The organism is Streptomyces sp. 2114.4 (assembly GCF_900187385.1).
Taxonomy (GTDB): domain Bacteria; phylum Actinomycetota; class Actinomycetes; order Streptomycetales; family Streptomycetaceae; genus Streptomyces; species Streptomyces mooreae.
Window position 1 is genome coordinate 4,792,943 of sequence record NZ_FYEY01000001.1, and the last position, 26,389, is coordinate 4,819,331.

24 protein-coding genes are annotated in these 26,389 nt (G+C 72.0%); 13 read left to right on the forward strand and 11 right to left on the reverse strand.

Features of this window, described 5'->3' with window-relative positions:
* Positions 1-16: 16 nt before the first annotated feature.
* The 3 genes from CFW40_RS21140 to CFW40_RS21150 are packed head-to-tail and all read right to left on the reverse strand — an operon-like array spanning position 17 to position 3,295.
* Positions 17-793: a hypothetical protein gene (locus CFW40_RS21140; protein WP_088799361.1), complete on the reverse strand. Its 777-nt coding sequence runs from the start codon at positions 791-793 to the stop codon at positions 17-19.
* Positions 794-837: 44 nt separating this feature from the next.
* Positions 838-1,977: a YcaO-like family protein gene (locus tag CFW40_RS21145; RefSeq protein ID WP_088799362.1), complete on the reverse strand. Its 1,140-nt coding sequence runs from the start codon at positions 1,975-1,977 to the stop codon at positions 838-840.
* Positions 1,970-3,295, reverse strand: a complete 1,326-nt coding sequence (locus CFW40_RS21150; RefSeq protein ID WP_088799363.1) for a TfuA-like protein — start codon at positions 3,293-3,295, stop codon at positions 1,970-1,972. Before CFW40_RS21150 ends, CFW40_RS21145 begins: the two co-directional genes overlap by 8 nt.
* A gap of 939 nt (positions 3,296-4,234) precedes the next feature.
* Between CFW40_RS21150 and CFW40_RS21155 the strand changes: the two genes are divergently transcribed.
* Positions 4,235-5,458, forward strand: a complete 1,224-nt coding sequence (locus tag CFW40_RS21155) for a hypothetical protein (RefSeq protein WP_119098135.1) — start codon at positions 4,235-4,237, stop codon at positions 5,456-5,458.
* A gap of 21 nt (positions 5,459-5,479) precedes the next feature.
* On the opposite strand, the gene CFW40_RS21160 is transcribed toward CFW40_RS21155, so the two are convergent.
* Both CFW40_RS21160 and CFW40_RS21165 read right to left on the reverse strand, forming a co-directional pair.
* On the reverse strand, positions 5,480-6,913 hold the full coding sequence (locus CFW40_RS21160) for a cell wall metabolism sensor histidine kinase WalK (protein ID WP_088799365.1): 1,434 nt from the start codon (positions 6,911-6,913) through the stop codon (positions 5,480-5,482).
* Between the two features lies 1 nt (position 6,914).
* On the reverse strand, positions 6,915-7,577 hold the full coding sequence (locus CFW40_RS21165) for a response regulator transcription factor (protein WP_088799366.1): 663 nt from the start codon (positions 7,575-7,577) through the stop codon (positions 6,915-6,917).
* A 380-nt stretch (positions 7,578-7,957) separates the two neighbouring features.
* Between CFW40_RS21165 and CFW40_RS21170 the strand changes: the two genes are divergently transcribed.
* The 6 genes from CFW40_RS21170 to CFW40_RS21195 all read left to right on the forward strand — a co-directional run bounded on the left by CFW40_RS21170 (position 7,958) and on the right by CFW40_RS21195 (position 13,643).
* Complete coding sequence (locus CFW40_RS21170) at positions 7,958-8,797, forward strand: DUF3159 domain-containing protein (protein WP_088799367.1); 840 nt, start codon at positions 7,958-7,960, stop codon at positions 8,795-8,797.
* Positions 8,794-10,011, forward strand: a complete 1,218-nt coding sequence (locus tag CFW40_RS21175; RefSeq protein ID WP_088799368.1) for a cytochrome P450 — start codon at positions 8,794-8,796, stop codon at positions 10,009-10,011. Before CFW40_RS21170 ends, CFW40_RS21175 begins: the two co-directional genes overlap by 4 nt.
* Before the next feature lie 62 nt (positions 10,012-10,073).
* A complete protein-coding gene (locus CFW40_RS21180) occupies positions 10,074-10,268 on the forward strand; it encodes a ferredoxin (protein WP_088799369.1) in 195 nt (64 codons plus the stop codon).
* Positions 10,268-11,464: an NAD(P)/FAD-dependent oxidoreductase gene (locus tag CFW40_RS21185; protein ID WP_256331351.1), complete on the forward strand. Its 1,197-nt coding sequence runs from the start codon at positions 10,268-10,270 to the stop codon at positions 11,462-11,464. The genes CFW40_RS21180 and CFW40_RS21185 overlap by 1 nt, the downstream gene beginning before the upstream one ends.
* 153 nt (positions 11,465-11,617) lie before the next feature.
* Positions 11,618-12,721 (forward strand): aminopeptidase P family protein, encoded by a 1,104-nt coding sequence (locus tag CFW40_RS21190; RefSeq protein WP_088799370.1) that lies wholly within the window; start codon positions 11,618-11,620, stop codon positions 12,719-12,721.
* Positions 12,722-12,998: 277 nt separating this feature from the next.
* A complete protein-coding gene (locus CFW40_RS21195; protein ID WP_088802262.1) occupies positions 12,999-13,643 on the forward strand; it encodes a pentapeptide repeat-containing protein in 645 nt (214 codons plus the stop codon).
* Positions 13,644-13,664: 21 nt separating this feature from the next.
* On the opposite strand, the gene CFW40_RS21200 is transcribed toward CFW40_RS21195, so the two are convergent.
* Both CFW40_RS21200 and CFW40_RS21205 read right to left on the reverse strand, forming a co-directional pair.
* The gene (locus CFW40_RS21200; RefSeq protein ID WP_088799371.1) at positions 13,665-14,162 is read right to left on the reverse strand and encodes a hypothetical protein; all 498 of its coding nucleotides are present in this window, start codon (positions 14,160-14,162) and stop codon (positions 13,665-13,667) included.
* A gap of 253 nt (positions 14,163-14,415) precedes the next feature.
* Positions 14,416-14,991 (reverse strand): TerD family protein, encoded by a 576-nt coding sequence (locus CFW40_RS21205; protein WP_006603875.1) that lies wholly within the window; start codon positions 14,989-14,991, stop codon positions 14,416-14,418.
* Positions 14,992-15,194: 203 nt separating this feature from the next.
* Between CFW40_RS21205 and arfB the strand changes: the two genes are divergently transcribed.
* Positions 15,195-15,623, forward strand: coding sequence for an alternative ribosome rescue aminoacyl-tRNA hydrolase ArfB (gene arfB / locus CFW40_RS21210; protein ID WP_088802263.1), 429 nt, complete (start codon positions 15,195-15,197; stop codon positions 15,621-15,623).
* 131 nt (positions 15,624-15,754) lie between these two features.
* Here arfB and CFW40_RS21215 read toward each other — a convergent pair whose 3' ends face one another.
* Positions 15,755-16,369 (reverse strand): flavin reductase family protein, encoded by a 615-nt coding sequence (locus tag CFW40_RS21215; protein ID WP_088799372.1) that lies wholly within the window; start codon positions 16,367-16,369, stop codon positions 15,755-15,757.
* A 313-nt stretch (positions 16,370-16,682) separates the two neighbouring features.
* Here CFW40_RS21215 and cdgB point away from each other — a divergent pair, with 313 nt between their 5' ends.
* Positions 16,683-18,359, forward strand: coding sequence for a diguanylate cyclase CdgB (gene cdgB, locus CFW40_RS21220; RefSeq protein WP_088799373.1), 1,677 nt, complete (start codon positions 16,683-16,685; stop codon positions 18,357-18,359).
* 377 nt (positions 18,360-18,736) lie between these two features.
* Complete coding sequence (locus tag CFW40_RS21225; RefSeq protein WP_088799374.1) at positions 18,737-19,660, forward strand: carbohydrate-binding protein; 924 nt, start codon at positions 18,737-18,739, stop codon at positions 19,658-19,660.
* A gap of 183 nt (positions 19,661-19,843) precedes the next feature.
* Here the strand turns inward: CFW40_RS21225 and CFW40_RS21230 are convergent, their stop codons facing one another.
* The 3 genes from CFW40_RS21230 to CFW40_RS21240 form a co-directional block, all read right to left on the reverse strand.
* Positions 19,844-20,782 (reverse strand): 1-phosphofructokinase family hexose kinase, encoded by a 939-nt coding sequence (locus CFW40_RS21230; protein WP_088799375.1) that lies wholly within the window; start codon positions 20,780-20,782, stop codon positions 19,844-19,846.
* A gap of 263 nt (positions 20,783-21,045) precedes the next feature.
* Positions 21,046-22,257, reverse strand: a complete 1,212-nt coding sequence (nagA, locus tag CFW40_RS21235) for an N-acetylglucosamine-6-phosphate deacetylase (RefSeq protein ID WP_088799376.1) — start codon at positions 22,255-22,257, stop codon at positions 21,046-21,048.
* Positions 22,257-23,222, reverse strand: coding sequence for an ROK family protein (locus CFW40_RS21240; RefSeq protein WP_088799377.1), 966 nt, complete (start codon positions 23,220-23,222; stop codon positions 22,257-22,259). Before CFW40_RS21240 ends, nagA begins: the two co-directional genes overlap by 1 nt.
* Before the next feature lie 279 nt (positions 23,223-23,501).
* On the opposite strand from CFW40_RS21240, the gene CFW40_RS21245 reads away from it, so the two are divergent.
* The 3 genes from CFW40_RS21245 (at position 23,502) to otsB (ending at position 26,299) form a co-directional block, all read left to right on the forward strand.
* Positions 23,502-24,770, forward strand: a complete 1,269-nt coding sequence (locus tag CFW40_RS21245; RefSeq protein ID WP_176956421.1) for an extracellular solute-binding protein — start codon at positions 23,502-23,504, stop codon at positions 24,768-24,770.
* A 136-nt stretch (positions 24,771-24,906) separates the two neighbouring features.
* Positions 24,907-25,215, forward strand: coding sequence for a DUF3263 domain-containing protein (locus CFW40_RS21250; protein ID WP_256331350.1), 309 nt, complete (start codon positions 24,907-24,909; stop codon positions 25,213-25,215).
* A gap of 187 nt (positions 25,216-25,402) precedes the next feature.
* Positions 25,403-26,299 carry a trehalose-phosphatase gene (gene otsB / locus CFW40_RS21255; protein ID WP_088799378.1) on the forward strand — a complete coding sequence of 299 codons (897 nt, stop codon included), beginning with the start codon at positions 25,403-25,405 and terminating at the stop codon, positions 26,297-26,299.
* Positions 26,300-26,389 lie beyond the last annotated feature (90 nt).

Consider the following 26,389-nt stretch of genomic DNA (forward strand, 5'->3'; position numbering starts at 1 on the left):
CGATCCGGCGGATGCGTCATTCGGCGGTGGCTGCCGCGGTGGCGGAGTGACGCGCCCGGTGGGCCTCCCAGCGCTGGATCGCCTCGTTGAGCTGGGAGTCGTAGTCGGCGTCCTTGATGAATCCGTGGCCCCGGCCGTCACGGAGCATGACCGCCCGGGCGCTCTCGTGACCGTGCAGGCTCCGGATGAGGGGGCGTAGGTGCTCCAGCGCGAAGTAGGAGTCCTTCTCCGACACCAGCGCATGCAGGAAGCGCGAGCTGCCGGGCGCGGCCCAGTCCTCGATGATGTCGGTCATGGTCTCCGGAGCGGCCATGCCGGGCAGGTGGCGGAACGGTGCGGCCTCCCGCTCCCACTGCGGAAGAACGGTGGGCTCGTTGTGCGGCGAGATGACGAACGCGAGGTCGTCGCCCCCCGCCCGCATGCAGTGCTTGAGTGCCGCGTATCCTCCGGACGACAGGCCGTGCCACACGGTGCCCTTGAGCCCGTGGCGCTCCAGCAGGGAGGCGCGCAGCTCGTACATCTTCGGTACGAACTCCTCCTCGCCCAGCAGGAACCAGCCGCAGCACGAGTCCTGGGTGAAGCGGTGGATGGGGTCGGAGAAGGAGAGGCACACGGACCGGTCCGCCTGTTTCCACTGCTTACGCGCGAACACCGGGGGGACGTGCTTCTCGATGCGGCTGAAGCCGTGGAAGAGGATGTGCAGATAAGGACTGGTAAGGGTCTCGGGTTCGGTCACCTCGTACTCGAGAACGTAGCCTTCCGAGTGCTGGAAGCTGCCCCGCTGAATGTTCACTGGAAACCTCGCATCACTGATCCTGCGCGTCATGGCCCTGGCGGTCAGGGGGAGAGGGTGCGCCCTTCCGCATAGGAGAGCCCGGGGCAGACGACCCGTACGACACTGAACGGATCGGCCGGCCCGGACAGCCGTACCGCGAGGGGGGCGTGGCCGGTAGCGTCCGTCAGCCGTTGTGTGACCACCGCCAGCTCCTCCTCCATGTCGTCGTAGCTGCCGCCGTGACCGCTCAGCGCGTCGTCGAGGCTCACCCCCTCGGCGTGGGGGCGGAAGCCGGGGTCCGCACTCGCGTCCCGAGCCGTGTCCTGGTCCGACGGAATGTCATCGCGGGTGGCGCTGATTTCGGTCAGCCGGCTCTGTACGGCCTCGGTGAGCGCACGGGACAGCGCGACACCGGGGTCCATGTGGCTGCCGGAACCGGCGCACACGAGGGGGAAGAGCGGCGACCAGACGAAGGCGGCGAACGTCGGTATCCCCAACCGGTTCGGAATGCAGGTGATCTCGAACGCGACTCCGGCGTCGGTGAGCCGGCGCATCAAGGAGCGCAGATGGGGGTTGCGGACGGTCGCCGGGTCGATGAAAAGGCGTCCGGGGTCGGTACGGGACGGGTGGGCTGCCAGGACGTCCCGTTCGGCCGCTTCGTACAGCCCGTGGAGACATGCCTCGGGGAAGGTGTTTCCGGAGGCGAGTCCGGTGCTGCTCGTCTCGAAGAGACGGTGGCGCCAGTAGTGCTCTCCGCTGTACGAGAGCCGGACGAGGTCCAGCGGAACCGGTACCGGCCTCTCGTCGGCCAGTGAAGAGGCCCAGACCCAATCCAGTTCGAGCTGCTGGATCCACTCACCCGTCGTACGGAGGTTCAGATCGGTCAGGCAATACGGGAGACCGAGGCTCCCGGCCGTGGCGGTGAAGGTGTCGAGCGTGGGCCGCTCGGCGTACCACAGCTCAACGGATTCCATCACGGCGGAGAGCTTCGCGAGAATCGGCGAGGCACCCTTGCCCTGGGAGACGGCCAGGGTCTCGGACTCGGGCCGTACGGCGAGGTAGACAGGGATACCGATGTTGTCGAGGCGGGTGACGTCGGCGACCCGGCTGATGCCGTACTGACGCAGCCGGGGTGCGAGCCGGGCCCAGGTGGTCTCCGGCGCCACCGCACGGTGCGTCCCGGGCAGTCTGACCTTAGACATGGCCGCGCGCTCCGCTCGTCCGGGCCGCTGGGGCCGTCTCCGCCGTCTCCGCAGTCCGGGCCGTCTGGCCGGACAAGTAGGCGAGCGCGAACGGACGGAAGGCACCGGCGGCTTGGCGCGGCGAGGGGAATCCCCTCCGGCCGCACTCCATGGTCAGCTCGCTGCCGGTGTCCACGTCCCAGATCCGCGCAAGCAGGCGTGTGCACACCGCTTCTCGGATCTGGCCGAGGCTGCGCCCGGGATGGGTTTCGAGGTGCTGCCGCATCTGTTCCAGCCAGTCGGCGACCCGGGCCCGGTCCTCGGCCGATTCACGGCGCAGCAGCAGCTTGGCTTCCCGGGGATCCGCCAGGTCGGGAAGCGGGCAGATGACCGCGGTGATCCGGGACCGCATCGCGGAGTCGTCGAGCCATGGGACGGCGACCGGGCCCAGCTGCTGCCGCACATGGCCCCGGAACCCGTCGGAGGCGGCTGGGGACCCGGCGGCGGACGAGCCGTTCAGGAAGTCCCACCAGACGTCGGGGAAGCCGGCGTCGAAGATTTGCTGGTAGGCGAGCCGGTGGTGCAGGTCAGGGGTGGCCGTGGCGAAGCGGTTGCGCCAGCGCCGGTGGTACTCGGTACGCCAGTCGCGTTCGCCGCTCGCCGCGCCGGGGGACGAGGGCTGCGCCAGGGTGTCGAGCCGTTCGGCGAGCGCGAAGGCCTCGAGGGCGTCGGCCCGCTTCTGGTCGAAGGCGTCCGGGTCGGCGCCCAAGCGCTGCTCGTACCAGTCGGCAAATGCGGTCTCGTCGCACTGCCTGATGAGGGAGCGCACACGCTCGGGGGTGCGCAGCGGGTAGTACTCGCTCTCCAGCCGCGCCATGAGGCGGTGGGCCGAATCCCGTCCCAGGACTCCGGCGTCGCAGCCGGCCAGCATCGCGGTGTGGAGGTTGACCAGGGGGATGTTGAGCCCTGCCGGCGAGCCGGTCTCGCTGTGGGCCACGCTCACCGCGTCATCGCCCTCGAAGACGCCGGTGCGGTACCAGCGGTGGACACGGCCGACGCCGATCATGCCGAACCCGTCGAGTTCGGCCGCCCGCAGGGCGCCGATGCTGGCTGCTCCGATCACGGCGATGCCCCGCGCCAGGACGTCGAGGATCTCCTTGTGGCGCAGTGCCAGACGGTGGTGGTAGATCCCGTCCACGATCACGACGACATCCCCCTCGGCGAGCGCGGCCGAGAAGAGGTCGCCGTGTTTGACCGGCCCGTGCAGGACAAAACCAGGGTGGCTCTGCCGTACGAGAGGTTCAGGGCACGACGGCCCAACGAACACATGAACCGCCATGCCCTGCCCCCTTTTTTCAGCGCTGTGCCGTCGAACCGAATTGCGCGGTTCAATCAGCACGAACCGCCTGGCGTGACGTGATTAGTCACGAACCTCGCTGTCGGTGATGACCAGCGGGGCGTCCGCGAACAGGCCCTCGAAGTCCTCGCCGGAGAGCTCCGCAACGTCGCTGGCGGTGTCGAGAATTACCTCAGCCATGTCTTTCTCCCAATCATTAATTGAGGGAAGTGCCGACGCTTCTGTAAGCGCCGACGGCACGCTACCTCGTGCTCTGATCACTCGTCCAGAGGATTTATCGGACGTCCGTTCCCGCCTGCCGATGGACGTTAGTATTCCGTTTTCACGTCCCGACTATTCGCGCGAATAGCACGTTCAAAGAAAATGGTGACACGGTTTTGGAGTTATTTACCGAAGCTGCGGAATCGGCGATCATCTCTTGGTGGGAATCTTCCATTCCGTGGCCAACGGCAGAAGGGAGGAATGGGAGAATTCAATGAATCTGCAGGTCAGCGGCGTCGTGCGGGTCCGGACGGGTCTCGGTAGGTCTCGGTCGACCCTCGGTGGGCCGCGGCAGGCCCTCGGGTGGGCCTCAAACGGCCCTGGGGCAAGCCGCGCCGGCAGCGGGGCGAGCGAATCCGCGGGCGGCCCGGAGGGCTCTTGACGGTCGGTGCGACTCCATGCAGGATCTTGAAGTCGTGGAAGTCGAGCATCAGCCACGCGGGGTTTTGCGGCATGCGCGTGCGGCCAAAGGGCTCCCGTGGGCCGTCGTATGGCATCCACCCCGAAGGCGCAAAAAGGTAACCCATCGGGGGACTCGGAATGACTTTCCAGATCACGCCCATTGCTCTTGTCGTGGCCAGTCTGCTCTTTCACCAGGTCAATAGGCACTGGGAATATGGATTCTCGGGGGTGGGGAACCACTTTGCGCCGGTATTCGGAATGCGGCTGCCCCGCGCGGCGGCGGTTTTTGGCCAAGTGGTGGCCCTCCCGCTGGCTCTGCTGGCCGTCCTGAGCCTGCCCTCGCTCGGCGGGCGGGCCATCGCTGTCGTATTGGCCTTCTACTGGATGCTTGCGACGCACCGGCGTCTTTCCGACCATTCCTGGCTGGGGGCGGTGGCGGCAGCGGTCATGGCATTCACGCCGGTGCACCTGCATCCCGTCTTTGCGCAAGACGTCCTTGCCGGCGTCTACCTGACCGCGGCTCTGCTCAAGATCAATGACGAATACCTGTTCACCGAGCGGAGCGCGGGCCGGGTCGTCACCGCCCACTACTTCCGTCTGCTCGGCCTGCCGATTCACCGCCGGCTGCTGAAGGCCGTCCCGGCCGGGGTGATCGTGGCGGAGCTCGCCGCCGGCCTTCTGCTGTGCGTCCCGGGCGGGGTGCGCTGGAGTCTGTGGCTCGCGGTCCTCATGCACCTGGTCTTCGGAGTCTCGGGCAACTTCCCCTTCTCGGTGGTGGCCATGGCGTTGTGGGTGACCGCGTTCTCCCCGGACGGCCGGGTCGAGCTGCCCGGTGGCTCCGGTCCTGTCTGGCTCGCGGCGCTGTCCACCGGCCTGCTCGCGCTGGCGACCGGGCGCACGGCCACCGGCCCCCGGTCACACAGCTGGCTGTACAAGGACTTCTACCAGGGGGCGGTATACGGGGCGCTGTGCGCGGTCGCGGTGTCGTCCCAAGCGCTCGGCCCGGCGCCCTCGGGCGGCCCGGCCACGCTCGTCCACGCACTGGTCGCACTGGCCTTCGTCCTGAACTTCCTGCTGGTCGTAGCAGGGGTGAAGCTTGAATGGAGCTTCGCCATGTTCACCAGCCTCCGCCCCTTCGGCCGCTCCTGGCTGGAACGCCACCGGCTGAAGAACTGGCCGCGTTACTACGCTCTGACACTCCCGGCGCGGATACCGAAGCGCCTGCTGCACGAGATCGATCCGCAGTTCGTCTATCTGGCGACCCGGAAGGAGAACGTCGTCCACGAGGGCGTGGTCTACCACCTCGAGGCAGCGGCCCAGAAGTTCGATGTTTCCTTTGCACCGAGGCTGATGACGGTCGACCCCCGCGTCCGTGAACTCGTCCCCGCTCCCGCCGAACCGCCCCAGCCCGCACCCCGCAGGCGTTTCCTCGGCTATCCGGCCCTCTCGCCGAAAAGCCTGGACCAGCGCTACCTCGTCTGAGGTGAGGACGCCGCCGGCCGCTCATCGTGGCGCAGGCAGGATGACGGTGAAGGTGCTGCCCTTGCCGGGTGCGGTGTGGACCGTCACCGTGCCGCCGTGTGCTTCGGCGATCGACTTGACGATGCTCAGGCCCAGGCCCGTGCCGCCGGCGGCCGGGTCGCGGGACTCCTCGCCGCGGTAGAAGCGTTCGAAGATGCGCTCGGCGGTCTCGGGGGGCATACCGGGGCCCTGGTCGCGGACCGTCAGCTCCACCGTGTCGCCGGGCAGTGCACGGGCGCCCACCGATATGGGGGTGCCCAAAGGGGTGTAGCGCAGTGCGTTGCTCAGGAGGTTCTGCAGCACCTGCCGGAGCCGGTCCTCGTCGCCGCAGGCGAAGACCTCGCCCTCCAGCTCGACGGTGACCGGCTTGCCGGGGTCGCGGACCCGGGCATCGCCGACGGCTTCCTTGACGAGCGTGCCGAGGTTCACCGGTGCGCCGGCGAGCGGGCGGCCCTGGTCGAGCCGGGCGAGCAGCAGCAGCTCTTCGACCGTGGCGTGCATCCGGGCCGCCTCGCCCTCGATGCGCAGCATCGCCCGCTCGATGAGTTCGGGATCCTGGGCCAGACCGTGCAGATGGAGTTGCGCCCAGCCGCGGATCGTGGTCAGCGGGGTGCGCAGTTCGTGCGAGGCGTTGGCCACGAACTGCCGTAGCTGTTCCTCGGACCGCTGCCGTTCGTCGAACGCCCGGTTGAGGGCGGTGGCGACCTCTCCCACCTCGGAGTGGCGTCGGGCGACCTCGATGCGCTGGTCGATGTCGCCGTCGGCGACGGCCTTCGCGGTGGCGGCCATGTCGCGCAACGGCCGCAGGCCCACGCGGAGTACGCCGCGGCTGAGGAGCACGATGCCGCCGAGCGCGGCCAGCGTGGCGGCGGCATCGGCGCCGATCAGCCAGTAGACGACGTCCTCCCCCGGCTGGAGACTCTTGGCGACCACGACCGTGCTGAACCGCTGGGGCGGTGCGCCGGGCGCGGGCCGGACCGTGGCGGACGGGCCGACGGGGAAGCTCAGGACGCGGTAGCGGGGTACGGGCGCACTCTTCGCCGACAGGGTGCGGGGACGGTCGGCGAAGCTGTCCGGGACCGGCGACGGCAGGTCGGGGCGGGCGCGGAGCTGCCCGCCCAGGTCACGTGCCGGGGTCTGGGCGACCACCTTGCCGTGGTCGTCGGCCAGCGCGACGTACACGCCGTCGGGGATGAGGGAGTTGAGTCCTGCCGAGTTGACCGGGGCCGCCCGGTCGTTCAGCCGGTGCTGCACGGCGGTGCGGGCCTTGGCGAGCGTGGCGTCGGCGACATCGATGAGGTTGAGGCGCAGCCCGATCAGCGACACCGCGTTGACGGCCACCATGCCCCCGGCCGCCAGCAGGACGACCCCGACCATCAGCCGCGCCCGCAAGGAGCCGCGCCAGGCGGCGGCCACTTCAGCCGCTTCCGGGCAGGCGCAGGCTGTAGCCGAAGCCGCGCACCGTGTGGATCAGGGCGGGGGACCGGTCGTCCACCTTCGCCCTCAGCCGGGACACCAGCTTCTCGACGACGCCCGCTCCGAAGCGGTGCTGCCAGACGTGGTCCATGATCTGTTCTTTCGACATCACCTGGTCGGCATTGATCAGCAGGTAGCGCAGCAGCTTGTACTCGGTCGGGGACAGCGCGATCAGCCGGTCCCCGCGGCGCACCCGCCGGCTGCGCTCGTTCACGCTCAGGTCGGCGAAACGCAGCATCGGACTCTCCTCCGCGGACCGGCCCGCGCGCCGCAGCAAGGCGTGCACCCTGGCCAGCAGTTCGGGGAGGCTGAAGGGTTTGGTGAGGTAGTCGTCCGCCCCCATGGCGAAGCCCGTCACCCGGTCCTCGACGGAATCGCGCGCGGTCAGGAACAGCACCGGCAGCCGCGCCCCGTTCTCCACCAGCCGCCGGCACAGGCGGAAACCGTCCATGTCGGGCAACATGACGTCCAGCACCAGCAGATCCGGGGGCTGCGCCTCGTACGCGCTCAGGGCCTGCGCACCGCAGCCCGCGGTCGCCACCGTGTAGCCCGCGAGGCCCAAGGTGGTCTCCAGCAGCTCCGCCATCCGCGGGTCGTCATCCACGACGAGCAGCCGTTGCCCCGTTCCCCGGGGCAACGGTGCGTCACTCGTCTGTGAGGCGGAGGGCATGGCGGGCACCAATCGGTCACGGAGTCTGCGGTCACGACAACGAGTCGCCGCGGCCGGCGGTTCCCTGGCCGGCGGTTGCCTGACCGGCGGGCGCCTGGCCGGCGGTTGCCTGACTGTCGGTTGCCTGACCGGTTGGTTCCTGACTGCCGGTTCCGGCCCCTGGCCCCGGTCCGCGGGCGCGGCAGACGTTACCCCGGCCCGCGGAGGCTGTCAGGCAACGGTCAGGTTGCTGACCGCGACGGGTCAGCGAGGGCGGTTTCTCTTGAGCCACGACACCGGAAAGAGCACCGTCCGCCGAGCAGCCTGGAGAGACCGTGGACCCAGCCGCACATGAGGAAGCCGGCGGTGTGGATGCCGTCGGGGCCGCCGTGCGGAGCCGGCTGCGCGGCACCGTGATCGATATCGCGCCCGCCTTCGGATTCACCCTGACCTTCGCCCTCACCCACCGGCTCGGTGTCGCGCTGACGCTCGCCTTCACGGCCGGGGCCGGGGCCTTCATCCACCGGCTGGTGCGCAAGGAGCCGGTGGGGCGCGCGCTGGGGATCCTCGGCTTCGTCTGTGTCCAGGGCGCGTTGGCCGCACGGACCGGGCAGGCCACCAGCTTCTTCCTCCCGCACCTGGTGCTGCACTGCGCGATGGCCGTGGCGGCACCGGTGCTGATCCTGCTCGGGTGGCCGCCGCTGGGGGTGATGGCGGGGCTGCTCACGGGCGAGCGGACCGCGTGGCGCCGCTGCGCGGTGCGCCGCCGGGCCTTCGCCAGGGGCAGCCTCGTCCTCTTCACGGGGAACGTCCTGATGCTGACCGTCCAGCTCCCGTTGTTCCTGTCCGGCCAGGCCGTCGCCCTCGGCTCGGTCGATGTCTTCGGGCCGCTCGTCTTCGCGCTCGGCGCCCTGCTGGGCTGGCGGGTCTACCTGCGGGCCCTCGGCGGCCACCGCTGCGACGCCGCCCTCCCCGCGCACGTCGGCCTCCCCGCGCACGCCGCCCTCCCCGCGCACGCCGCCTGCCCCGCAGACGCCGACCTGAGCGCGGACCCGGCACGCCCCGCCGACCCCGTATGCCCCACCGGCCCCGTACACGCCACCGATTCCGCACACCCCGCCAACCCGGCACACACCCCGCCAACCCGGCCCCCCATGGAAAGGACCGTCCGATGACCGACACCCAGTCCACCACCCGGCCCCGGCCCGACGCCCGGACCCAGCCCACCGAGCGGACCTGCCCGTTCAGCCCGCCCGAGGGGTACCGGACGCTGCGCGAAGAGGCCCCGATCACGCCGGTGACCTTCCCGGACGGGACGGACGGCTGGCTGGTCAGCCGGCACGCCGACGTACGGACGGTGCTGGCCGACCCACGGTTCGGCGCGAACCGCCGGCCCGCGCGCACCGGTGGCTCCGTGCCCGCCGGCACACCGGTGCCGCCGCCCCCGCCGGGGATGTTCATCATGATGGACGGCCCGGAGCACACCCGGATCCGCCGGCTGCTCACCGGCCAGTTCACGGTGCGCCGGATGCGGCAGCTGGCGCCCGCGGTGGAGCGGATCGTGGCCGAGCACCTGGACGCCATGGCGTCCGCCGAGCAGCCGGTCGACCTCCTCCGGGACTTCGCCCTGCCCGTCCCCTCGCTGGTGATCTGCGAGCTGCTGGGGGTGCCGTACGCGGACCGTGCGGACTTCCAGCGGAATTCGAGCAACATGCTCCGGCTGGACGCGAGCCAGGAGGAGGTCCAGCAGGCGCATCTGGCGATGAACCAGCACATCCACGAACTGGTCCAGGCCAAGCGTGCCCGCCCCACCGACGACATCCTCAGCGGCCTGGTGCAGGACGGCCGGCTCACCGACGAGGAAATGGCGGGCGTCGGCGCGCTGTTGCTGCTCGCCGGGCACGAGACGACCGCGAACATGATCGCGCTGGGCACCATGTGCCTGCTGCACCACCCCGACCAGCTGGCGGCGCTGCGCGCGGACGCCTCGCTCTGGGACAACGCCGTCGAGGAACTGCTCCGGTATCTGACGATCATTCAGTTCGGCCTGCGCCGTGTGGTGCGCGAGGACCTGGAGCTGGACGGCCACCGCATCGAGGCCGGCACCACGGTGCTCGCGTCCCTGACGTCGGGAAACCGTGACGCCGACCAGTTCACCGGCGACCCCGACCAGTTGGACGTGCAGCGGCCCTACAGCCCGCACCTGGCCTTCGGGCACGGCGCCCACCAGTGCATCGGCCAGCAACTGGCCCGGGTGGAGATGAAGGCCGCACTGTCCGCCCTCTTCGACCGGTTCCCCTCCCTGCGGCTGGCCGTACCGGCGAAGGAGGTGCCGATGCGCGACGACATGCTCATCTACGGCGTCCACGCGCTGCCCGTGACCTGGTAGCCGGCGTCACGGCCGGCATCCGGCACCCCCACCACGGAAGAAACGGAAGAAGAGGAATCCCGATGAAGGTCGTCATCGACGAGGACAAGTGCGTCGGCGCGGGCCAGTGTGTGCTGGCCGCAGACCAGGTCTTCGACCAGCGGGAGGACGACGGCGTCGTCGTCCTCCTGGACGCCCTGCCGCCCGAGGAGCAGCACTCCTCGGTGGAGGACGCCGCCGCCCGTTGCCCGGCGCTGGCCATCGAGGTGCTGAAGTAGTGCCCGAGAAGGAACGGATCGTCGTGGTGGGCGCCTCGGCCGCGGGGCTCACCACGGCCGAGGCCCTTCGCCGCGAGGGTTTCGCCGGGACGCTGACCATGGTCGGGGAGGAACCCCGGGCGCCCTACGACCGGCCGCCGCTGTCCAAGCAGGTCCTGGCCGGTGAGCGGGAACCGGAGACGACCGTGCTGCGCCAGGACGCCGACCTCGGGCGCCTGAAGGCCGAGCTGCGCCTGGGCTGTCGGGCGACCGGCGTGGACACGACGGCCCGCACCGTCACCCTGGAGGACGGGGACCGGCTGCGCTACGACGGCCTGGTCATCGCGACCGGGCTGCGGCCCCGCCGGCTGCCCTTCGGCCACGACCTGGCCGGGGTGCACGTACTGCGCACGCTCGACGACGCCCTGACGCTGCGTACGCAGTTGCTGGGCGGCCCGCGGGTCGTGGTGATCGGCGCTGGATTCCTCGGCAGCGAGATCGCCGCCACCGCACGGGGGCTGGGCCTGGACGTCACCCTCGTCGATATCGCGCCCACCCCGCTGGCCGCACAAGTCGGCCCCTGGGTGGGAAACTTGGTGGCAGGACTGCACCAGGACCACGGGGTCCGGCTGCGGATGGGCCGCGGCGTCGCCGGCCTGACCGGCGGGAACGGCCGGGTCACCGAGGTGGTGCTCGACGACGGCTCCCGGCTCCCCGCCGATGTGGTCGTGGTCGCGATCGGCTCGGTGCCGGCCACCGACTGGCTGGCCGACTCCACGGTCCCCCTGGGGGACGGCGTGCTCTGCGACAGCCACTGCCGCGCCGCCCCCGGGGTCTACGCGGCAGGCGACGTCGCCAATTGGCCGGACCCGGTCACCGGCGACCGCGTCCGCCTCGAACAGCGCACCAACGCCACCACCCAGGCCCTCGCCGTCGCCAGGAACCTCCTCGCCAGCCCTGAGGACGCGGTGCCCTACGCGCCGGTCCCGTTCGGCTGGACCGACCAGTACGACGCCAGGATCCAGTTCCACGGCCGGTGTCCCGCGGATGCCCGGATCACCTGTGTCGAGGGCGATCCGCGGACGGGCAGGTTCGTCGCGCTCTACCAGGAGGGCGGCCGCGTGGTGGGCGTACTCGGCTGGAACAGCGCACGCGCCCTGCACGCGTACCGCGGCCGTATCGGCGAGCGGGTGCGGAGTAACGGGGGGCCGGAGTAACGAGGGCAGGCCCGGCGGGCGGACCGGTGCTGCGCCCGCCGGGGCCAGGGGCGGACGGCCGGGTGAACGGGAGGGGGAAGAGGCCCGCCGGAAAGGTTTTTTGACGCGCCGGCAGGGTCGTACCGGCGTAAGTTCACCGGCATGGTGACTTCGATGACGCACGAGGACTACGAGCGGCGGATGGACCGGGCGGGCCGGGCCGCCGCCGATGCCGGGCTGGCCGGGCTGATCGTGACGCCGGGGCCGGATCTGGTGTGGCTGTGCGGCTACCGTCCGCCCGCGGACACCGAGCGGCTGACCGCCCTGGTGATCGAGCCGGGGCGGCGCTCGCGGCTGCTGGTGCCCGTATTGGAGTATCCGGACGCGGAGCGCTCGGCCGGGGCCCCGGCGATGGAGGTGTCGGGGTGGACCGACGGCTCACAGCCGTATGCGGAGGTCGCCAAGTGGGTGGATCCGCAGGGGCGGTACGGGGTGTCCGACGGGACGTGGGCGTTGCATCTGCTGGGGCTGCAGCGGTGCCTGCCGGGGACCGCATACACCGCGCTGACGGAGGCGCTGCCGATGCTGCGCGCGGTCAAGGACGCCCATGAGGTGGCGCGGCTGGCCGCGGCCGGCGCCGCCGCGGACGCGACGTACGAGGAGATCCTGGGGGTGCGCTTCGGCGGCCGGCGGGAGCGGGAGGTGGCGGCGGACCTGGCGCGGCTGCTGACCGAGCACGGGCACAGCCAGGTGGACTTCACGGTCGTCGGGTCGGGCCCCAACGGCGCCAATCCGCACCACGAGGCCGGGGAACGGGTCATCGAGGAGGGCGACATGGTCGTGCTCGACTTCGGTGGCCTCAAGGACGGGTACGGTTCCGACACTTCGCGGACCGTGCACGTCGGGACGCCGGGCGCCGAGGAGCGCAAGGTGCACGACATCGTGCGGGAGGCGCAGCAGGCGGCGTTCGAGGCGGTGCGGCCGGGCGTCGCGTGCCAGGACATCGACCGGGTGGCCAGGAAGATCATCAAGGCGGCCGGGTACGGCGAGTACTTCATCCACCGCACCGGCCACGGCATCGGGGTCACCACGCACGAGCCGCCGTATCTGGTGGAGGGCGAGCATCTGCCGCTGGTCCCCGGTATGTGCTTCTCGATCGAGCCGGGGATCTATCTGCCGGGGCGGTTCGGGGTCCGTATCGAGGACATCGTGACGTGTACGGAGTCGGGCGGGCGACGGCTGAACCAGACGGCCCGGGAGATGGCGGTGGTGCGGTAGGGGGCCGACCGCTTCGGCCGGGGGCGGCTGCGGCCGGGGAGCCCTGCAGCGGGGGCCTGCCGCCGCGGCCGCGCCTCCGCCGCGGGCTGCCGGGTATTTCTGCAGGTCAGGGTGCGTTGTCAGTGGTGTGGTTCACGATGGGGTGTGCAGGCGTGGACCGGAGTCCGGGCGCGGGCCGCAGCGGCGGGCGTGGGCCGGGACGGCGGACGGCTCGGACGGCGGGCGGCTCGGACGGCAGGAAGGCGGTGGCCCGGTGGCAGGGCGCGGTGCGGAGACGGTGCGGGCGGTGCGTCGGCCGGAGGTCCGGCTGCCGGAGCTGGCGGCGTACGACGGCGGTGAGCTGGAGGCCGAGGGGGATTACGACGGGCTGGAGTTCGCGGACGCCGACTGGGCCGGGCAGTCGGCACGCGGCGCGCGCTTCCTGGACTGCGCGCTGCGGCGCTGTGCGCTCGACGAGACGGTGCTCAGCCGGGCGCGGATCATCGACAGCGTGCTGAGCGGCGTCCGCGGCGTCGGCACGGACCTTTCCCAGGCATCCCTGCGGGATGTGGAGGTGAGGGACGCCCGGCTCGGCGGGACCCAGCTGCACGGCGCGGTGCTGCAGCGCGTCGTGGTGCGCGGCGGGAAGATCGATTTCCCGAATCTGCGGAAGGCGAAGCTGCGGGATGTCGCCTTCGAGGGCTGTGTGCTGGTCGAAGCGGACTTCGCGGGGGCGGAGCTGGAGCGGGTGACCTTCGACGACTGCACGCTGGCGCGGGTGGACTTCTCCGAGGCGCGGATGAAGGACGTCGATCTGCGGGGCGCGGCCGCGCTGGATGTCGCCCGGGGGATCGACCGGCTGTCGGGCGCGGTGATCAGCGCGTCCCAACTGCTGGATCTGGCCCCGGCGTTCGCGGCCCAGATAGGGGTGCGGGTGGAGTGAGCCGCCCGGCCGGCCGGGCGCTCAGACGCGGGGGAAGCGGGCCTGGAGGTCCCAGATGGCCGGGTTGTCGCCGAGGCCGTCGTGCATATCGGTGAGGTCGGCGATCAGGTCGTGCAGGAAGTCGCGGGCCTCGCGGCGCAGTGCGGCGTGCTGGAAGGTGAGCGGGGCCTCGTCGGCGGCCATCCAGTCGGCGTCCACGTCCACCCAGCCGAAGCGGCGCTCGAAGAAGATCCGGTCAGCGGATTCGGTGAAGTCCAGCTCGGCGTGGACGGGGCGGGCGGAGCGGTTGCCCCGGGGGTCGGTGTCGAGCTGTTCGACGATGTCGCACAGTGCCCAGGCGAAGTCGAGGACCGGCACCCAGCCCCAGGCCGTGGACAGCTCGCGGTCCGTCTTCGTGTCGGCGAGGTAGACATCGCCGCAGAAGAGGTCGTGGCGCAGCGCGCGCACGTCCGCGGTCCGGTAGTCCGTCTGCGGCGGGTCCGGGAAGCGGCGGGAGAGGGAGTAGCCGAGGTCGATCACGCCTTGATGGTGTCACGCCGGTGCGGCGCGCGGACGCCCGCATGGGCCGCACGGAGAGGCACCCGCGCCCCGCCTGCCCGCGCCGGTCTCCGTGCCCGTCTCCGGCCGTTCCCGCCCGCCCGGCGCCCCGCCCGCATGTGTCCCGCCGGCGCCCCGCTCCCCGGCTCCTTCCCCCCGAACGCGCCGAGGGCCGGCCCCCCTGGGGAACCGGCCCTCCGTGCGCTGACCCGGCCGCGCCGGGTGCGGGCGTGGCTCAGACGTTGACGCCGAAGTCCTGCGCGATGCCGACGAGGCCCGAGGCGTAGCCCTGGCCCACCGCGCGGAACTTCCACTCCGCGCCGTTGCGGTACAGCTCGCCGAAGACCATGGCGGTCTCGGTGGCCGCGTCCTCGCTGAGGTCGTAGCGGGCGATCTCGGTGCCACCGGCCTGGTTGACGATGCGGATGAACGCGTTGCGCACCTGGCCGAAGTTCTGGCTGCGGTTCTCGGCGTCGTAGATCGAGACCGGGAAGACGATCTTGTCGATGTCGGCCGGCAGCGCCGCCAGGTTGACGTTGATCTGCTCGTCGTCGCCCTCGCCCTGGCCGGTGACGTTGTCGCCGGTGTGCACGATCGACTGGTCGGGCGTCGCCTTGTTGTTGAAGAAGACGAAGTGCTGGTCGGAGTAGACCTTGCCGTTGCCGTTGACCGCGATGGCGCTCGCGTCGAGGTCGAAGTCCGTGCCGGTGGTGGTCCGGACGTCCCAGCCGAGGCCCACCGTGACGGCGGTCAGGCCCGGTGCCTCCTTGGTGAGGGAGACGTTGCCGCCCTTGGACAGGCTTACAGCCATGGGAAGTCCCTTTCCTTGTCGACTCGTCGAAGCGTCGGGCTCCGTACTGCGGACGAAGCTACCGTCACCCACCACAACGCCATCAGAGGTCCGGGAGGTTCCAGCTCTCTTTACTTTCTTTGCCGAATCCTGATGCCGGATGTGCCGCAATGGACCAGGAAAAGCGGGTGACGGGTCCCGTGGCGCGCGAGATCATAGGACGCATGTCCGGGCCCCATGTCATCCGCGGTGCGGTCGTCCTTCCCGAGGCCGAGCTCGTCTGGCGGTTCTCGCGCTCCTCGGGTCCGGGCGGCCAGCACGTCAACACCAGCGACAGCCAGGTCGAGCTGCGCTTCGACCTCGGCAGGACGCAGGCGCTGCCGCCGGTGTGGAAGGAGCGCGCCCTGGAGCGGCTGGCGGGCCGGCTGACCGACGGCGTGCTGTCCGTACGGGCCTCGGAGCACCGCTCCCAGTGGCGCAACCGCGAGACCGCCGCCGTCCGGCTGGCCGCGCTGCTGGCCGAGGCCACGGCGCCGCCGCCCAAGCCGCGCCGCAAGTCGCGGATCCCACGGGGCATCAACGAGCGGCGGCTGCGGGAGAAGAAGCAGCGCGGCGACACCAAGCGCGGCCGCTCGGGCCGCGACTGGGGCTGACCGGGCCGCAACCGGCGTTGACCGGCCCCGCGGGCGCCGTCCCCCGGCCGCCCCCGGCCCTCCCCGGCCATCCGCCCGTCCCGCAGGCATCGCCCCTGGCCGTCCCCGCTCACCCCGGCAGGGTGCGCCCCTCACTCCAACTGCCGGTACTTCCCCCGGAAGTACGTCAGCGGCCCGTCGTCCTCGCTGGGCAGCGTCGTGGCCAGGACCCGCGCGATGACGAGCGTGTGATCGCCGGCCACCACCCGCTGCTCGGTACGGCACTCCATGGTGGCGAGCGCCCCGCCGATGAGCGGGGCACCGGACACCTCGCCCCGTACGAACTTGAGGTCCTCGAAGAGCAGCCGGTCGCTGATCCGCCCCTTCATCGCGAACCGGCCGGCGATCTGCCGCTGATGCCCCGAGAGCACCGACACGGCCCACAGCGGCTGCAGCGCCAGCAGGTCGTCCATCCGTGAATCGTTGCGAACGCTCACCATCACGAGCGGCGGGTCGAGGGAGACCGACAGGAATGCCGTGGCGGTCATGCCGACGTCCTCGCCGTGCGGCCCGTAGTCCGGGTCGCGGGCGGTGATCAGCACCACGCCTGCGGCGAGGCGGGACAGGGCGGCACGGAATTCGTCGTCACTCACTCCAACAGAATGCGGGATGCGCGCCCCGTCCGGCGTGGAAGTGAGGGCGACGGCGGGTGCGGAAGGGGCGGTGGGCCCGGAGGCCGCCGTATCGGCAGGGCTTTTCGTGAACACGCCATAAAAGCTAACTTCGCCGGCCCGCGCCGCGCATCGGGCCCGGGGACCAGCCGCGTCCTAGGTCTGACGACGGAAGTCCGGAACACTCGGAAATTTGCGTTCAGCAAGTGTAGAAAGAGTGAAGGCGAGCTCCCGTGGCGGGTTTATGGAAGATCGCCAAACACCCTTCGGGCTTTGTGACTTGAGTCACAGGAGGCGCTAATTGTTGACCCTGTGTACCGAGTGAACAGCTCACTGTGATTCAGTGAGCGTGGAATCGGACGACAAAGAATCGTGGAGTTTGCTGTCGAGGTCTCAGGGAGAGCGAGCGATGGAGACCGAGTCGGAGCCATACGTCCGTCTTGCGACCCTGCGGCAGCTGCACCAAGTGGTCGCCGAGCTGAATACCGCACGTAGTCTCGCGGACACCTTGCAGACGGTCGCCGACGGTGCGATCAACGGGCTCGGCTACGAGCTGGCCGCGGTCAACCTCGTCCGCCCCGACGGCGATCTCGTGGTCGCCGCGGTCGCCGGCAGCGCGGGCGCCGAGGCGCTGATGGCCGGGCGGGCCGGTTCCCGCACCTCCTGGGAGCGCCGGCTGGCCATGGGCGAGCGCTGGGGCGACCTGGTCTTCATCCCGCACACCGAGGGCTGGGTGCTCGATGACGACGACGTACCGCAGTGGCACACGGCCGGGCCCGTGCCCCGCTTCCCCGACGAGTGGCACCCCATGGACCGCCTCTTCGCGCCCATGTACACCGCGTCCAACGGCGGCGGCGATCTGCTGGGAGTGATCTCCGTCGACCGGCCGCGCAACGGCCGGCGGCCCGGCCCCTGGGGCCAGGAAGCCCTGCAGATGTACGCCTTCCAGTCCGCCATCGCGATCAGCAACGCCCGGCTGCGGGCGAACATGCAGCGCGCCCTGGTCCGGCTGGAGCGCGAGCAGCAGGCGCTGCGCGCCAGCGAGGAGAGCTTCCGGCAGGCCTTCGAGTACGCGCCGAGCGGGATGGCCGTGGCCGAAATGGGCGGGGACCAGCACGGGCGGCTGCTACGCACCAACGACGCGCTGTGCCGGCTGCTGGGCCGCCCGGCCTCCGGGATGCGCCGCTACTCCTTCTCCGACCTGGTCCACCCCGAGGACATCGGCACGCTGCTGCGCACCTCCGCCGAGGGCGGCCGCGCCGAGCTGCGGCTGGCCCGCCGGGACGGCACCTACGTGTGGGTCTCGCTGCGCAACTCCGTCGTCGCCGACACCGCCGACGGGCCGCGCTTCCTGCTCACCCATGTCGAGGACATCGAGGAGCGCAAGCGGCACGAGCTGCAGCTCGCGCACCGCGCCAGCCACGATTCGCTGACCGGACTGCCCAACAGCGCGGAGCTGCGGGCCCGGCTCGGCGCCCGGCTGTGCGCCCGCACGCCCGGCTCGATGGCGGACGCCTACGCCTCCTCGCGCGTCCTGCACACCGATCCCCACGAGGCGCCCGGCTTCCGGCCGGACGGCAAGGAGCCGTTCGACGGGCTCGACGGCTTCGAGGGCGGGCCCCCGGCCCCGTTCGACCACCACGTCCACCTCGTCGCCCCCGCGGACGGGCCGGCCGACGACGGCTCCAAGGGGCTCGCGGTCCTCTTCTGCGATCTCGACGGCTTCAAGTCGATCAACGACCGCTTCGGGCACAACACCGGCGATGCGGTGCTGATCGAGGTCGCCCGCCGGCTGACCAGCGGCGTCCGGGACGGCGATACGGTCGCCCGGCTCGGCGGCGACGAGTTCGTGGTGCTCGCCGACGGTCTCGGCACCGCCGACGCCCAGGATCTCGCGGTCCGGCTGCGGAACGCGATCATCCCGCCGATCCGGGTGGAGGGCCGGGCGGTCCGGGTGGGCGCCAGCTTCGGCATCGGCTGGGCGAGCTGCGGGATGACGGCCGAGGAAGTGCTGGAGTCGGCCGATCAGCGGATGTACGTCGAAAAGCGCTCCCGCTCGAAGGCGAACCGGCGGGCGGCCGGGTGAGCCGCGGGCGGAGCGGCCGGCGCCGGCGGGTGGCCGGGTCGCTCCCGTCGCCCGGGGGTGCCCCGTCGCCCGTAGCGCCCTGTCGCCCGTAGCGCCCCCGTTGGCCGGAGCTCCCGCCGCCCGGGGCGCCCGCCTCGCCCCGGGCCGGATGCCGCGTATCTCACACCCGGCATCCCACGGCCCCCACACCAGCAGTTCACCGATCCGTAGCGATCTTGTGGCCCTTCGGGCTCGGTGTGCGCAGGCCCTGAGGGGGTAGGCTGCGCCGATGCGGCGCGGTGCCGCCGGGGGCCCGCCAGACCAGTTCGCGCGGCAGACGACAGCGCACGCGGGAAGACGCGTCCAGACGCGCACAGATCGCTTGGGAGTGACACGGAATGACGGCCGGCAACAACGGCGCGGACACGCCGGAGAACGACGACCCGTTCGGCTACCTCTACCGCTCGGAAGGCGGCGAGGGCGGCGCATCGGGCCCGTCGGGCGACGGTGCGGCGGCGCGGCAGCCCGGTGTCCCGCGTACCTCCTACAACCAGGTGCGGGCGGTCGGCCAGCGCCAGTACGGACAGCAGGCCCCGCAGCAGGTGACCTACGGGCAGCAGAACGCCCACTACGCCGCGCCGGAAACGCTGCCCGGCGGGGACCGCGCGCGTCCGGGCGCGGGCCCGGGCAACGGCGGCGGCCAGGAGCCGCGCCGTGGCCGCAATGGCCTGCTGATAGGCGCCGTCGCCGTCGTCGCGGTGGTCTGCATAGGCATCGGCGTCGCGATGCTCACCAACGGCAAGAACTCCCAGGACGACACCGCGGGCAAGTCGGAGCCGTCGGCCGGTGGCAAGGTGCACCCCGGTGGCAAGCCCAAGAAGCCCGCTCCCGGCAAGCTGCCCGCCCAGGACGCCGGCAGCCTGCGGCTCGACGGCGGGGCGACCACGGCCAAGGACGTGCCCGGCGCCCGCTCGGACGGCGGCACGTATGTGGCGGGTATGAACACCCCTGGCGCGTCGGCCACGTGGAGTGTCGATGTGCCCCGGTCCGGCGACTACACGCTCTTCGTCGGCTACGGCGTACCGGGCAAGGACGCCGACTCCTCGCTGACCATCAACGGCCAGCCGCGCTCGACGAAGCTGAACATGGAGAACTTCGCGGGGGCGAAGGAAGGCGAGTGGGACAAGGGCTGGACCCGTACCTTCGCCTGGATCCAGCTGAACAAGGGCACGAACACCATCAAGATCTCGTGCGAGCAGGGCAACAAGTGCGACTTCAACCTGGACAAGGTGAGCCTCAAGGCGGGCCAGGTCAAGCGCTGACGACGGCCGGGCCGGCGACGGTCCGGTAGGTGCCGACGGTGTGCCGCAGGGAAGAACGGTCCCCGCGGCACACCGTTTTCGTTGGGCGATTGCAGTGGGGCGATCGCAGGTGGGTGTGCGCGTGCGCCGTCCGATGCCTGCCGTGGAGCGCCGTCCGGCCGTGGTGGGCCGGTGCGTTGCTGCTCAGCGGGCCGGGCCGGACGGGGGGTGAGCGCTCGTCACCACCACCCGCGCCAGCAGCTCTTCATACGTCGCCGCGTCGAACTCGCCCGCCGCCGGGGCGCGTACGGTCGCGGCGGACAGAGCCACCGCACGGGCCAGCCGGTCCGGCCAGGGCAGCTCCTCCACCAGCCCCGACAGCAGACCGGCCACCGCCGAGTCGCCGGCGCCCGTCGGGTTGCCGGCGATCCGCTGTGGCGGCGCGGCCTGCCAGGCGCCGTCGGCGGTGACCGCGAGCATGCCGTCCGGGCCCAGTGAGGCGGCGACCGCATGGGCGCCGCGGCGGCGGGCGTCGCGGGCGGCGCGCAGCGGTTCGGTGCTGCCGGTGAGGGCGGCGAGTTCGTCGGCGTTGGGCTTGGCGAGGTCGGGGCGGGCGGCCAGGCCCCGGCGCAGCGGTTCGCCGCTGGTGTCCAGCAGGACCGGGACGCCGGCGCTGCGCGCGGCCCGGGTGAGCCGGGCGTAGACGTCGACCGGGACGCCCGGCGGCAGGCTGCCGCACAGCGCCACCGCCCGCGCCTCGCCCAGCAGTTCGCGGTAGGTGCCGAGGAAGGTGTCCCATTCGGCGGGGGTGACGATGGGGCCCGGCTCGTTGAGCTGGGTGGTGTCCCCGCTGCTCGCGTCGGCGACGGCGACGGTGCGGCGGGTGGCGCCGCCGACCGGGACCAGTGCGTCGGTGACGTCGGTCTCGGCGAGCAGCGCGCGCAGCGCCTCGCCGGTGCCGCCGCCCGCGAAGCCGGTGGCGACCGTGCGGTGGCCGAGGGCGGCCAGCACCCGGGCGACGTTCAGGCCTTTGCCGCCGGGGCGTTCGGACACCTCGGTGATCCGGTTCGTGGCGTGGGGTTGGAGCCGGGGAACGCGGTAGGTGATGTCCAGGGCGGCGTTCAGCGTGACCGTGAGGATCATGGTCGCCCCTCCGGGCAGTCATGGCCGGGCGGCCGGGCGTCGGGCCACCGCGCGCGGCGGTGGCATACGGACAAGTGCGCGAGCGATCATGCCATCGCTGGTGGTCGTTGGCCCAGACCCGGCCCGCTCCCGGGTGTACCGGAGCCGCCGGAGGCCCGTCAGCCGACCGTGTCCCTGACCGCCGCCCTGCCCCTGACCGGCCGTCCCGCCGGGCGTTACGCCCGCCGCCGCTGCCCGGCGCCGGGCAGCCGCCCCGCCCGGCGTCAGGCCCCCTTCGGGCGCACCACCCACTCGCCCCGGCGCATGACCCCCACCAGCTCGTACGCCGCGTCCAGCACCACCAGGTCGGCGTCCTTGCCGGTCTGCAGGGAGCCGGTCCGGTCGTCGATGCCCAGGAGGCGGGCCGGGGTGGCCGAAAGCGCCTGTACGGCCTGGCCGACCGTCAGGCCGTCGAGGGTGACCGCGCGCCGGAAGGCCCGGTCCAGGGTGAGGGTGGAGCCGGCGATCGAACCGGCCGTGGGGCCCGAGCTGATCCGCGCGACACCGTCCTTGACCTCGACCTGCATCGGGCCGAGCGGATACATCCCGTCGTTCATCCCGGCCGCGCCCATGGCGTCGGTGATGAACGCGACCCGTCCGGCGCCGGCCTCACGGACCGCCAGCTGCAGGATCGCCGGGTGCAGATGGGTGCCGTCGTTGATGAGCTCGACGGTGATCCGCTCGTCCTCCAGGAGGGCCGCGACCGGGCCCGGCGCGCGGTGGCCCAGCGGGGGCATCGCATTGAAGAGGTGGGTGGCGACGGTGGCGCCGGCCTCGATGGCCCGGCGCGTGGCGTCGTAGTCGGAATCGGTGTGGCCGAGGGCGGCGATCACCCCGGCGTCGGCCAGCAGCCGTACGGACTCCAGGCCGCCGGGCAGTTCGGGAGCGACGGTCATCATCGACGCGGTGCCGTGCGCGGCGTCGAGCAGTTTGCGGACGTCGGCCGGGTCCGGATCGCGCAGCAGCTCCGGCTGGTGGGCGCCACAGCGGTGCGCGGAGATGAACGGGCCCTCGAAGTGGATACCGGCCAGCTCGCCCTGCTGGATCAGCTCGGCGAGCACCGCGGCCTGCCGGGCGAGGTCGGTCAGTTCGCCGGTGACGGTGGAGGCGACCATCGAGGTGGTGCCGTGCCGGCGGTGGGTCTCGGCCACCGTCATGCACTCCTCGGGGTCGGCGGACGAGAACGAGCCGCCGCCTCCGCCGTGGACGTGCATATCGACGAAGCCGGGGACGATGAGGTGGTCCGTCAGGTCCACCACCCGTCCGGCCACCGCCTCGTCCAGATCGGCCTCCCGGCTGTGCACGTCGCCGATCCGGCCGCCCTCGACGGTGATCCGGCCGGGCTCGACGACGCCGGACGGCCGGGCGATCCGGGCGCCGGTCAGTACGGTGCGTCCGGGGTCCGAGGGCCGCTGCGCAAACTGTTGCCGTGCCATCAGGCGGTTACCTCCGTGGAGAGAAGATCCCAGGCGAGCAGGCCTGCGCCCAGGCACCCGGCGGCGTCACCCAGGGCCGCCGGGACGATCGAGGGGAGCCGCTGGAACGTAACGCGGCGGCGGACCGCTTCCCGCAGAGGCGTGAACAGCGTGTCGCCCGCCTCGGCGAGTCCGCCGCCGATGATCAGGGTCTGCGGGTCGAGCAGGGTGAGCCCGGTGACCAGGCCGTCGGCGAGGGCGTCCACGGCGTCGTGCCAGACGGCGCGGGCCCGCTCGTCGCCGGACTCCACGGCCTTGGCCGCGTCCGCCGCGCCGGCCTGCGGATCCTTGCAGACCGCCGCCCAGTCACGGCCGACCGCGGCGGCCGAGGCCACCGTCTCCAGACAGCCGCGCTGACCGCAGCCGCAGACGCGTCCGCCGGGCCGTACGACGATGTGGCCGATCTCTCCCGCGCTGCCGTGCGCGCCGGCCTCGATCCGGCCGCCGATGCCGATGGCGCCCGCGATCCCGGTGCCCAGCGGGACGAACAGGAACCGCTCGGTGCCCCGCCCGGCACCGATCCGGCCCTCGGCCAGACCGCCGGTGCGGACATCGTGGCCGAGGGCGACCGGCACCCCGCCGAGCCGTTCGGACAGCAGCGCCCGCATCGGGACGTCCCGCCAGCCGAGGTTCGCGGCGTAGACGGCGGTGCCCGAGCGCTCGTCGACGATGCCGGGGACGGCGACGCCGGCCGCCGCCGCGGGGACGCCGAAGCGGGCCGCGCCCAGGTCACGCAGCTCGGCGGCGAAGCCGAGGACGGCCTCGACCACCGCGTCGGGGCCCCGCTCCCGGCCCGTGGGGCGCCGTGCCTCGTACAGCAGCACGGGAGGACCGGTGGCGGTCTCCCCGGAAGGCGCCGTGTCCACCCCTACGAGGGCGGCCTTCATACCGGTGCCGCCCACATCAAGGGCGATGACGTGTCTCACGGGAACAGTTTCGCGCGATCCGCCCCGAAAGGTCTAGTCCACTCACCGATCGGATCACCCGGAGGGACTGTCCGGAGGGAGCTCACAGGGAGGGGCCCGACGGCCTGCGCCTCCGCGAAACGGGGGGTGGTGTAGACCTTGTAAAGGCCGCGGGGGAGACTCGGGTATGAACAGCGGGCCCGGCCCGCTGTTCATGCCGTTGCAGGGGGGACCCCGCAGACGGCGGGGCCAGGCGCCCCGGCAAGCACGGATTTTCAGAACAAAGGGCGGTAAACAGCGGTGCAGCGGCGGTACTTGAGCCTGGCGGCGGTCATCACCACCACCATGACGCTGACTCTTACCGGCTGCGGCAGCGGCTCCGGTAGCGGCGACGACGTCACCCTCAAACTGATCGCGGCGGACTACGGCGACAGCCCGTCCAACAGCTCCCGGCACTACTGGGACGAGCTCGCCCGCGCCTACGAGAAGAAGCACCCCGGCACCAAGATCGATGTCGAGGTCTACAGCTGGACGGACGTCGACAAGAAGGTCGAGGACCTGGTCAAGGCCGGCCACGCACCCGACCTCGCCCAGATCGGCGCCTACGCCGACTACGCCGCCAAGGGCCAGCTCTACGGCGTCGACAAGCTGCTCAACGTCACCACCCAGGCCGACTTCACCCCCTCCCTCGCGGAGGCCGGCGAATACAAGCGCGTCCAGTACGGCATGCCCTTCGGCGCCAGCACCCGGCGGCTCTTCTACAACAAGAAGCTGTTCGCCCAGGCCGGCATCGCCTCCCCGCCGCAGACCTGGGACGACATAGCCCATGACGCCCAGCTCCTGAAGGCTCGTGGCGTCAAGATGCCCTTCGCGCTGCCGCTCGGCCCGGAGGAGACCCAGGCCGAGACGATGCAGTGGATGCTCAGCGGTGGCGGCGGCTACACCGACAGCATCGGCAAGTACACGATCGACTCGCCGGAGAACGTCAAGACCTTCAAGTGGCTGAAGGAAAACCTCGTCGGCAAGGGTCTGACCGGCACCGACCCGGCCAAGCTCAACCGCAAGGACGCCTTCCAGGACTTCGCCGACGGCAAGGTCGGCATGCTCAACGGCCACCCCACCCTGATGAAGCAGGCCGAGGCCAAGGGCATCGACTACGGCAGCGTCGAACTCCCCGGCGCCAACGGCAAGGCCAAGGCCACCATGGGCGTCGCCGACTGGATGATGGCGTTCAAGCAGGGCGGCCACCGCGCCCAGGTCGGCAAGTTCCTCGACTTCGTCTACAGCGACAAGAACGTCGAGAAGTTCTCCGGCGACTACGGCCTGCTGCCGGTCACCACCTCCGCCTCCGAGGCGATGCAGGCCGACGACGCGTACACCAAGCTGCACGGCTTCCTCAAGCAGCTCCCCAACGCCGAGTTCTACCCGGCGAACAAGACGTCCTGGCCGCTGATCTCCAAGACGGTCAAGGCCAAGATGGGCGCCGCGGTCGACCCCCGGGGCAACCCGGCCGGGGTGCTCACCGACATCCAGAACACCGCGGACGCCGCGGACAACACCGGCGAATGACGGCGGGGGCGCGGGTGCGGGAGAGAAGGCGGGCCGACGGGGTCGGGCCGGTGGGGTGCCCTCGCCCCGGCCGTCCCGGTCCGGCCGGGGCGAGGGGCCGGGCCCGGTCCGACCGTGCGCTTATCGTGGAAGCGTGATGACGGGCGGTACGGAAGGCACGGGCGGCGCGGAAGCCACGGGCGGCCCGGAAGGGACGGGTGGCCCGGCCGGTGCGAGCGCCGCGGGGCTGACCGCCCAGGACGAGGCGGTGCTCGCCGTCGAACGCCGCTCCTGGCCGGGCCCCGGCCCCAAGGAGCGCGCCATCCGCGAACAGCTCGGTATCTCCCCGACCCGCTACTACCAACTCCTCAACGCGCTCCTGGACGACCCCCGCGCGCTCGCCCACGATCCCGTCACGGTCAACCGCCTGCGCCGCGTCCGTGACGCCCGCCGCGCCCGCCGCTGACCCCGGCGCCCGCCGCTGACGCAGCCGCCGGCGGCTGACCTCGACGGCCGACACGGGCGTCCGCCGCCGAGAGAGCTGCCCGCCGCTGACACGGGCGCCCACCGCGCCGTCCTGGTGCGCCCCCGCACCCTCCCGGCCCTCGTGGAGGTACCCCCGCCGCCCGCCGTCCGCCGGTAGGGTCGGCGCCATGGGCAGCCCCCCGAACGCCGCGCCGCACTCCCAGCCGACACCCGGACCCGGATCCGTACCGACCCCGCGCACCGCTGCCGGCCGCGACGGCCTCGCCGCGCTGCTGGCCCACCCGGAACGCGCCGTCATCGCCCTCGACTTCGACGGCACCCTCGCCGATATCGTCCCCGACCCGGAGAAGGCCCGCGCCCATGACGGTGCCGTCGCCGCCCTCGGCCGCCTGGCGCCCCGGCTGCGCGCCGCCGCGGTGATCACCGGCCGCCCGGCCACCGTCGCGGTCCGCCTCGGCGGCTTCGCCGAGGCGCCGGGCCTGGACCATCTCACCGTCCTCGGCCACTACGGCGCCGAGCGCTGGGAAGCCGCCACCGGCACCGTCCACGCGCCCGCCCCGCCCCCCGGCATCGCCGCCATACAGGCCGAGCTCCCCGGCGTCCTGGATGCCTCCGGCGTCTGGCACGGCACCTGGGTCGAGACCGCCATCGAGCGCAAGGGCGGCCGCGCCATCGCCGTCCACACCCGCCGCGCCACCGACCCCCAGGGCGCCTTCGACCAGCTGCGCGGCCCGCTCACCGCGCTCGCCGAACGCCACGGCCTGATCGTCGAGCCGGGCCGCCTCGTCCTGGAACTCCGCCCGCCGGGCATGGACAAGGGCGTAGCCCTGGCCGACTGGGTCCGCGAGACCGGCGCCACCACCGTCCTGTACGCCGGCGACGACCTGGGCGACCTGGCGGCCTTCGCGGCCGTCGAAGAGCTGCGCTCCGACGGCCTGGGCGGCGTCCTGGTGTGCAGCGGCAGCAACGAGGTCGCCGAGCTGGCCGACCGCGCCGACCTGGTGGTCGACGGCCCGACCGGAGTCGTCGCCCTGCTCGCCGCCCTGGCCGACCGCCTGGGCTGAATCACCTCGACGTCCCGCACGGCAACCCTGGCGCTTGATCCTCTTCCCGGGCCCCTGGCCGGGACCAACGGCCGCCGCAGCGGACACGTC

Bases quoted from the DNA above. Each gene is read 5' to 3' on its own strand.
- CFW40_RS21145 (WP_088799362.1), bottom strand. From the start codon at position 1,977: ATGTCTAAGGTCAGACTGCCCGGGACGCACCGTGCGGTGGCGCCGGAG.
- CFW40_RS21150 (WP_088799363.1), bottom strand. From the start codon at position 3,295: ATGGCGGTTCATGTGTTCGTTGGGCCGTCGTGCCCTGAACCTCTCGTA.
- CFW40_RS21155 (WP_119098135.1), top strand. From the start codon at position 4,235: ATGCGGCTGCCCCGCGCGGCGGCGGTTTTTGGCCAAGTGGTGGCCCTC.
- CFW40_RS21175 (WP_088799368.1), top strand. From the start codon at position 8,794: ATGACCGACACCCAGTCCACCACCCGGCCCCGGCCCGACGCCCGGACC.
- CFW40_RS21180 (WP_088799369.1), top strand. From the start codon at position 10,074: ATGAAGGTCGTCATCGACGAGGACAAGTGCGTCGGCGCGGGCCAGTGT.
- CFW40_RS21190 (WP_088799370.1), top strand. From the start codon at position 11,618: ATGACGCACGAGGACTACGAGCGGCGGATGGACCGGGCGGGCCGGGCC.
- CFW40_RS21205 (WP_006603875.1), bottom strand. From the start codon at position 14,991: ATGGCTGTAAGCCTGTCCAAGGGCGGCAACGTCTCCCTCACCAAGGAG.
- arfB (WP_088802263.1), top strand. From the start codon at position 15,195: ATGTCCGGGCCCCATGTCATCCGCGGTGCGGTCGTCCTTCCCGAGGCC.
- cdgB (WP_088799373.1), top strand. From the start codon at position 16,683: ATGGAGACCGAGTCGGAGCCATACGTCCGTCTTGCGACCCTGCGGCAG.
- CFW40_RS21225 (WP_088799374.1), top strand. From the start codon at position 18,737: ATGACGGCCGGCAACAACGGCGCGGACACGCCGGAGAACGACGACCCG.
- CFW40_RS21230 (WP_088799375.1), bottom strand. From the start codon at position 20,782: ATGATCCTCACGGTCACGCTGAACGCCGCCCTGGACATCACCTACCGC.
- nagA (WP_088799376.1), bottom strand. From the start codon at position 22,257: ATGGCACGGCAACAGTTTGCGCAGCGGCCCTCGGACCCCGGACGCACC.
- CFW40_RS21250 (WP_256331350.1), top strand. From the start codon at position 24,907: ATGACGGGCGGTACGGAAGGCACGGGCGGCGCGGAAGCCACGGGCGGC.
- otsB (WP_088799378.1), top strand. From the start codon at position 25,403: ATGGGCAGCCCCCCGAACGCCGCGCCGCACTCCCAGCCGACACCCGGA.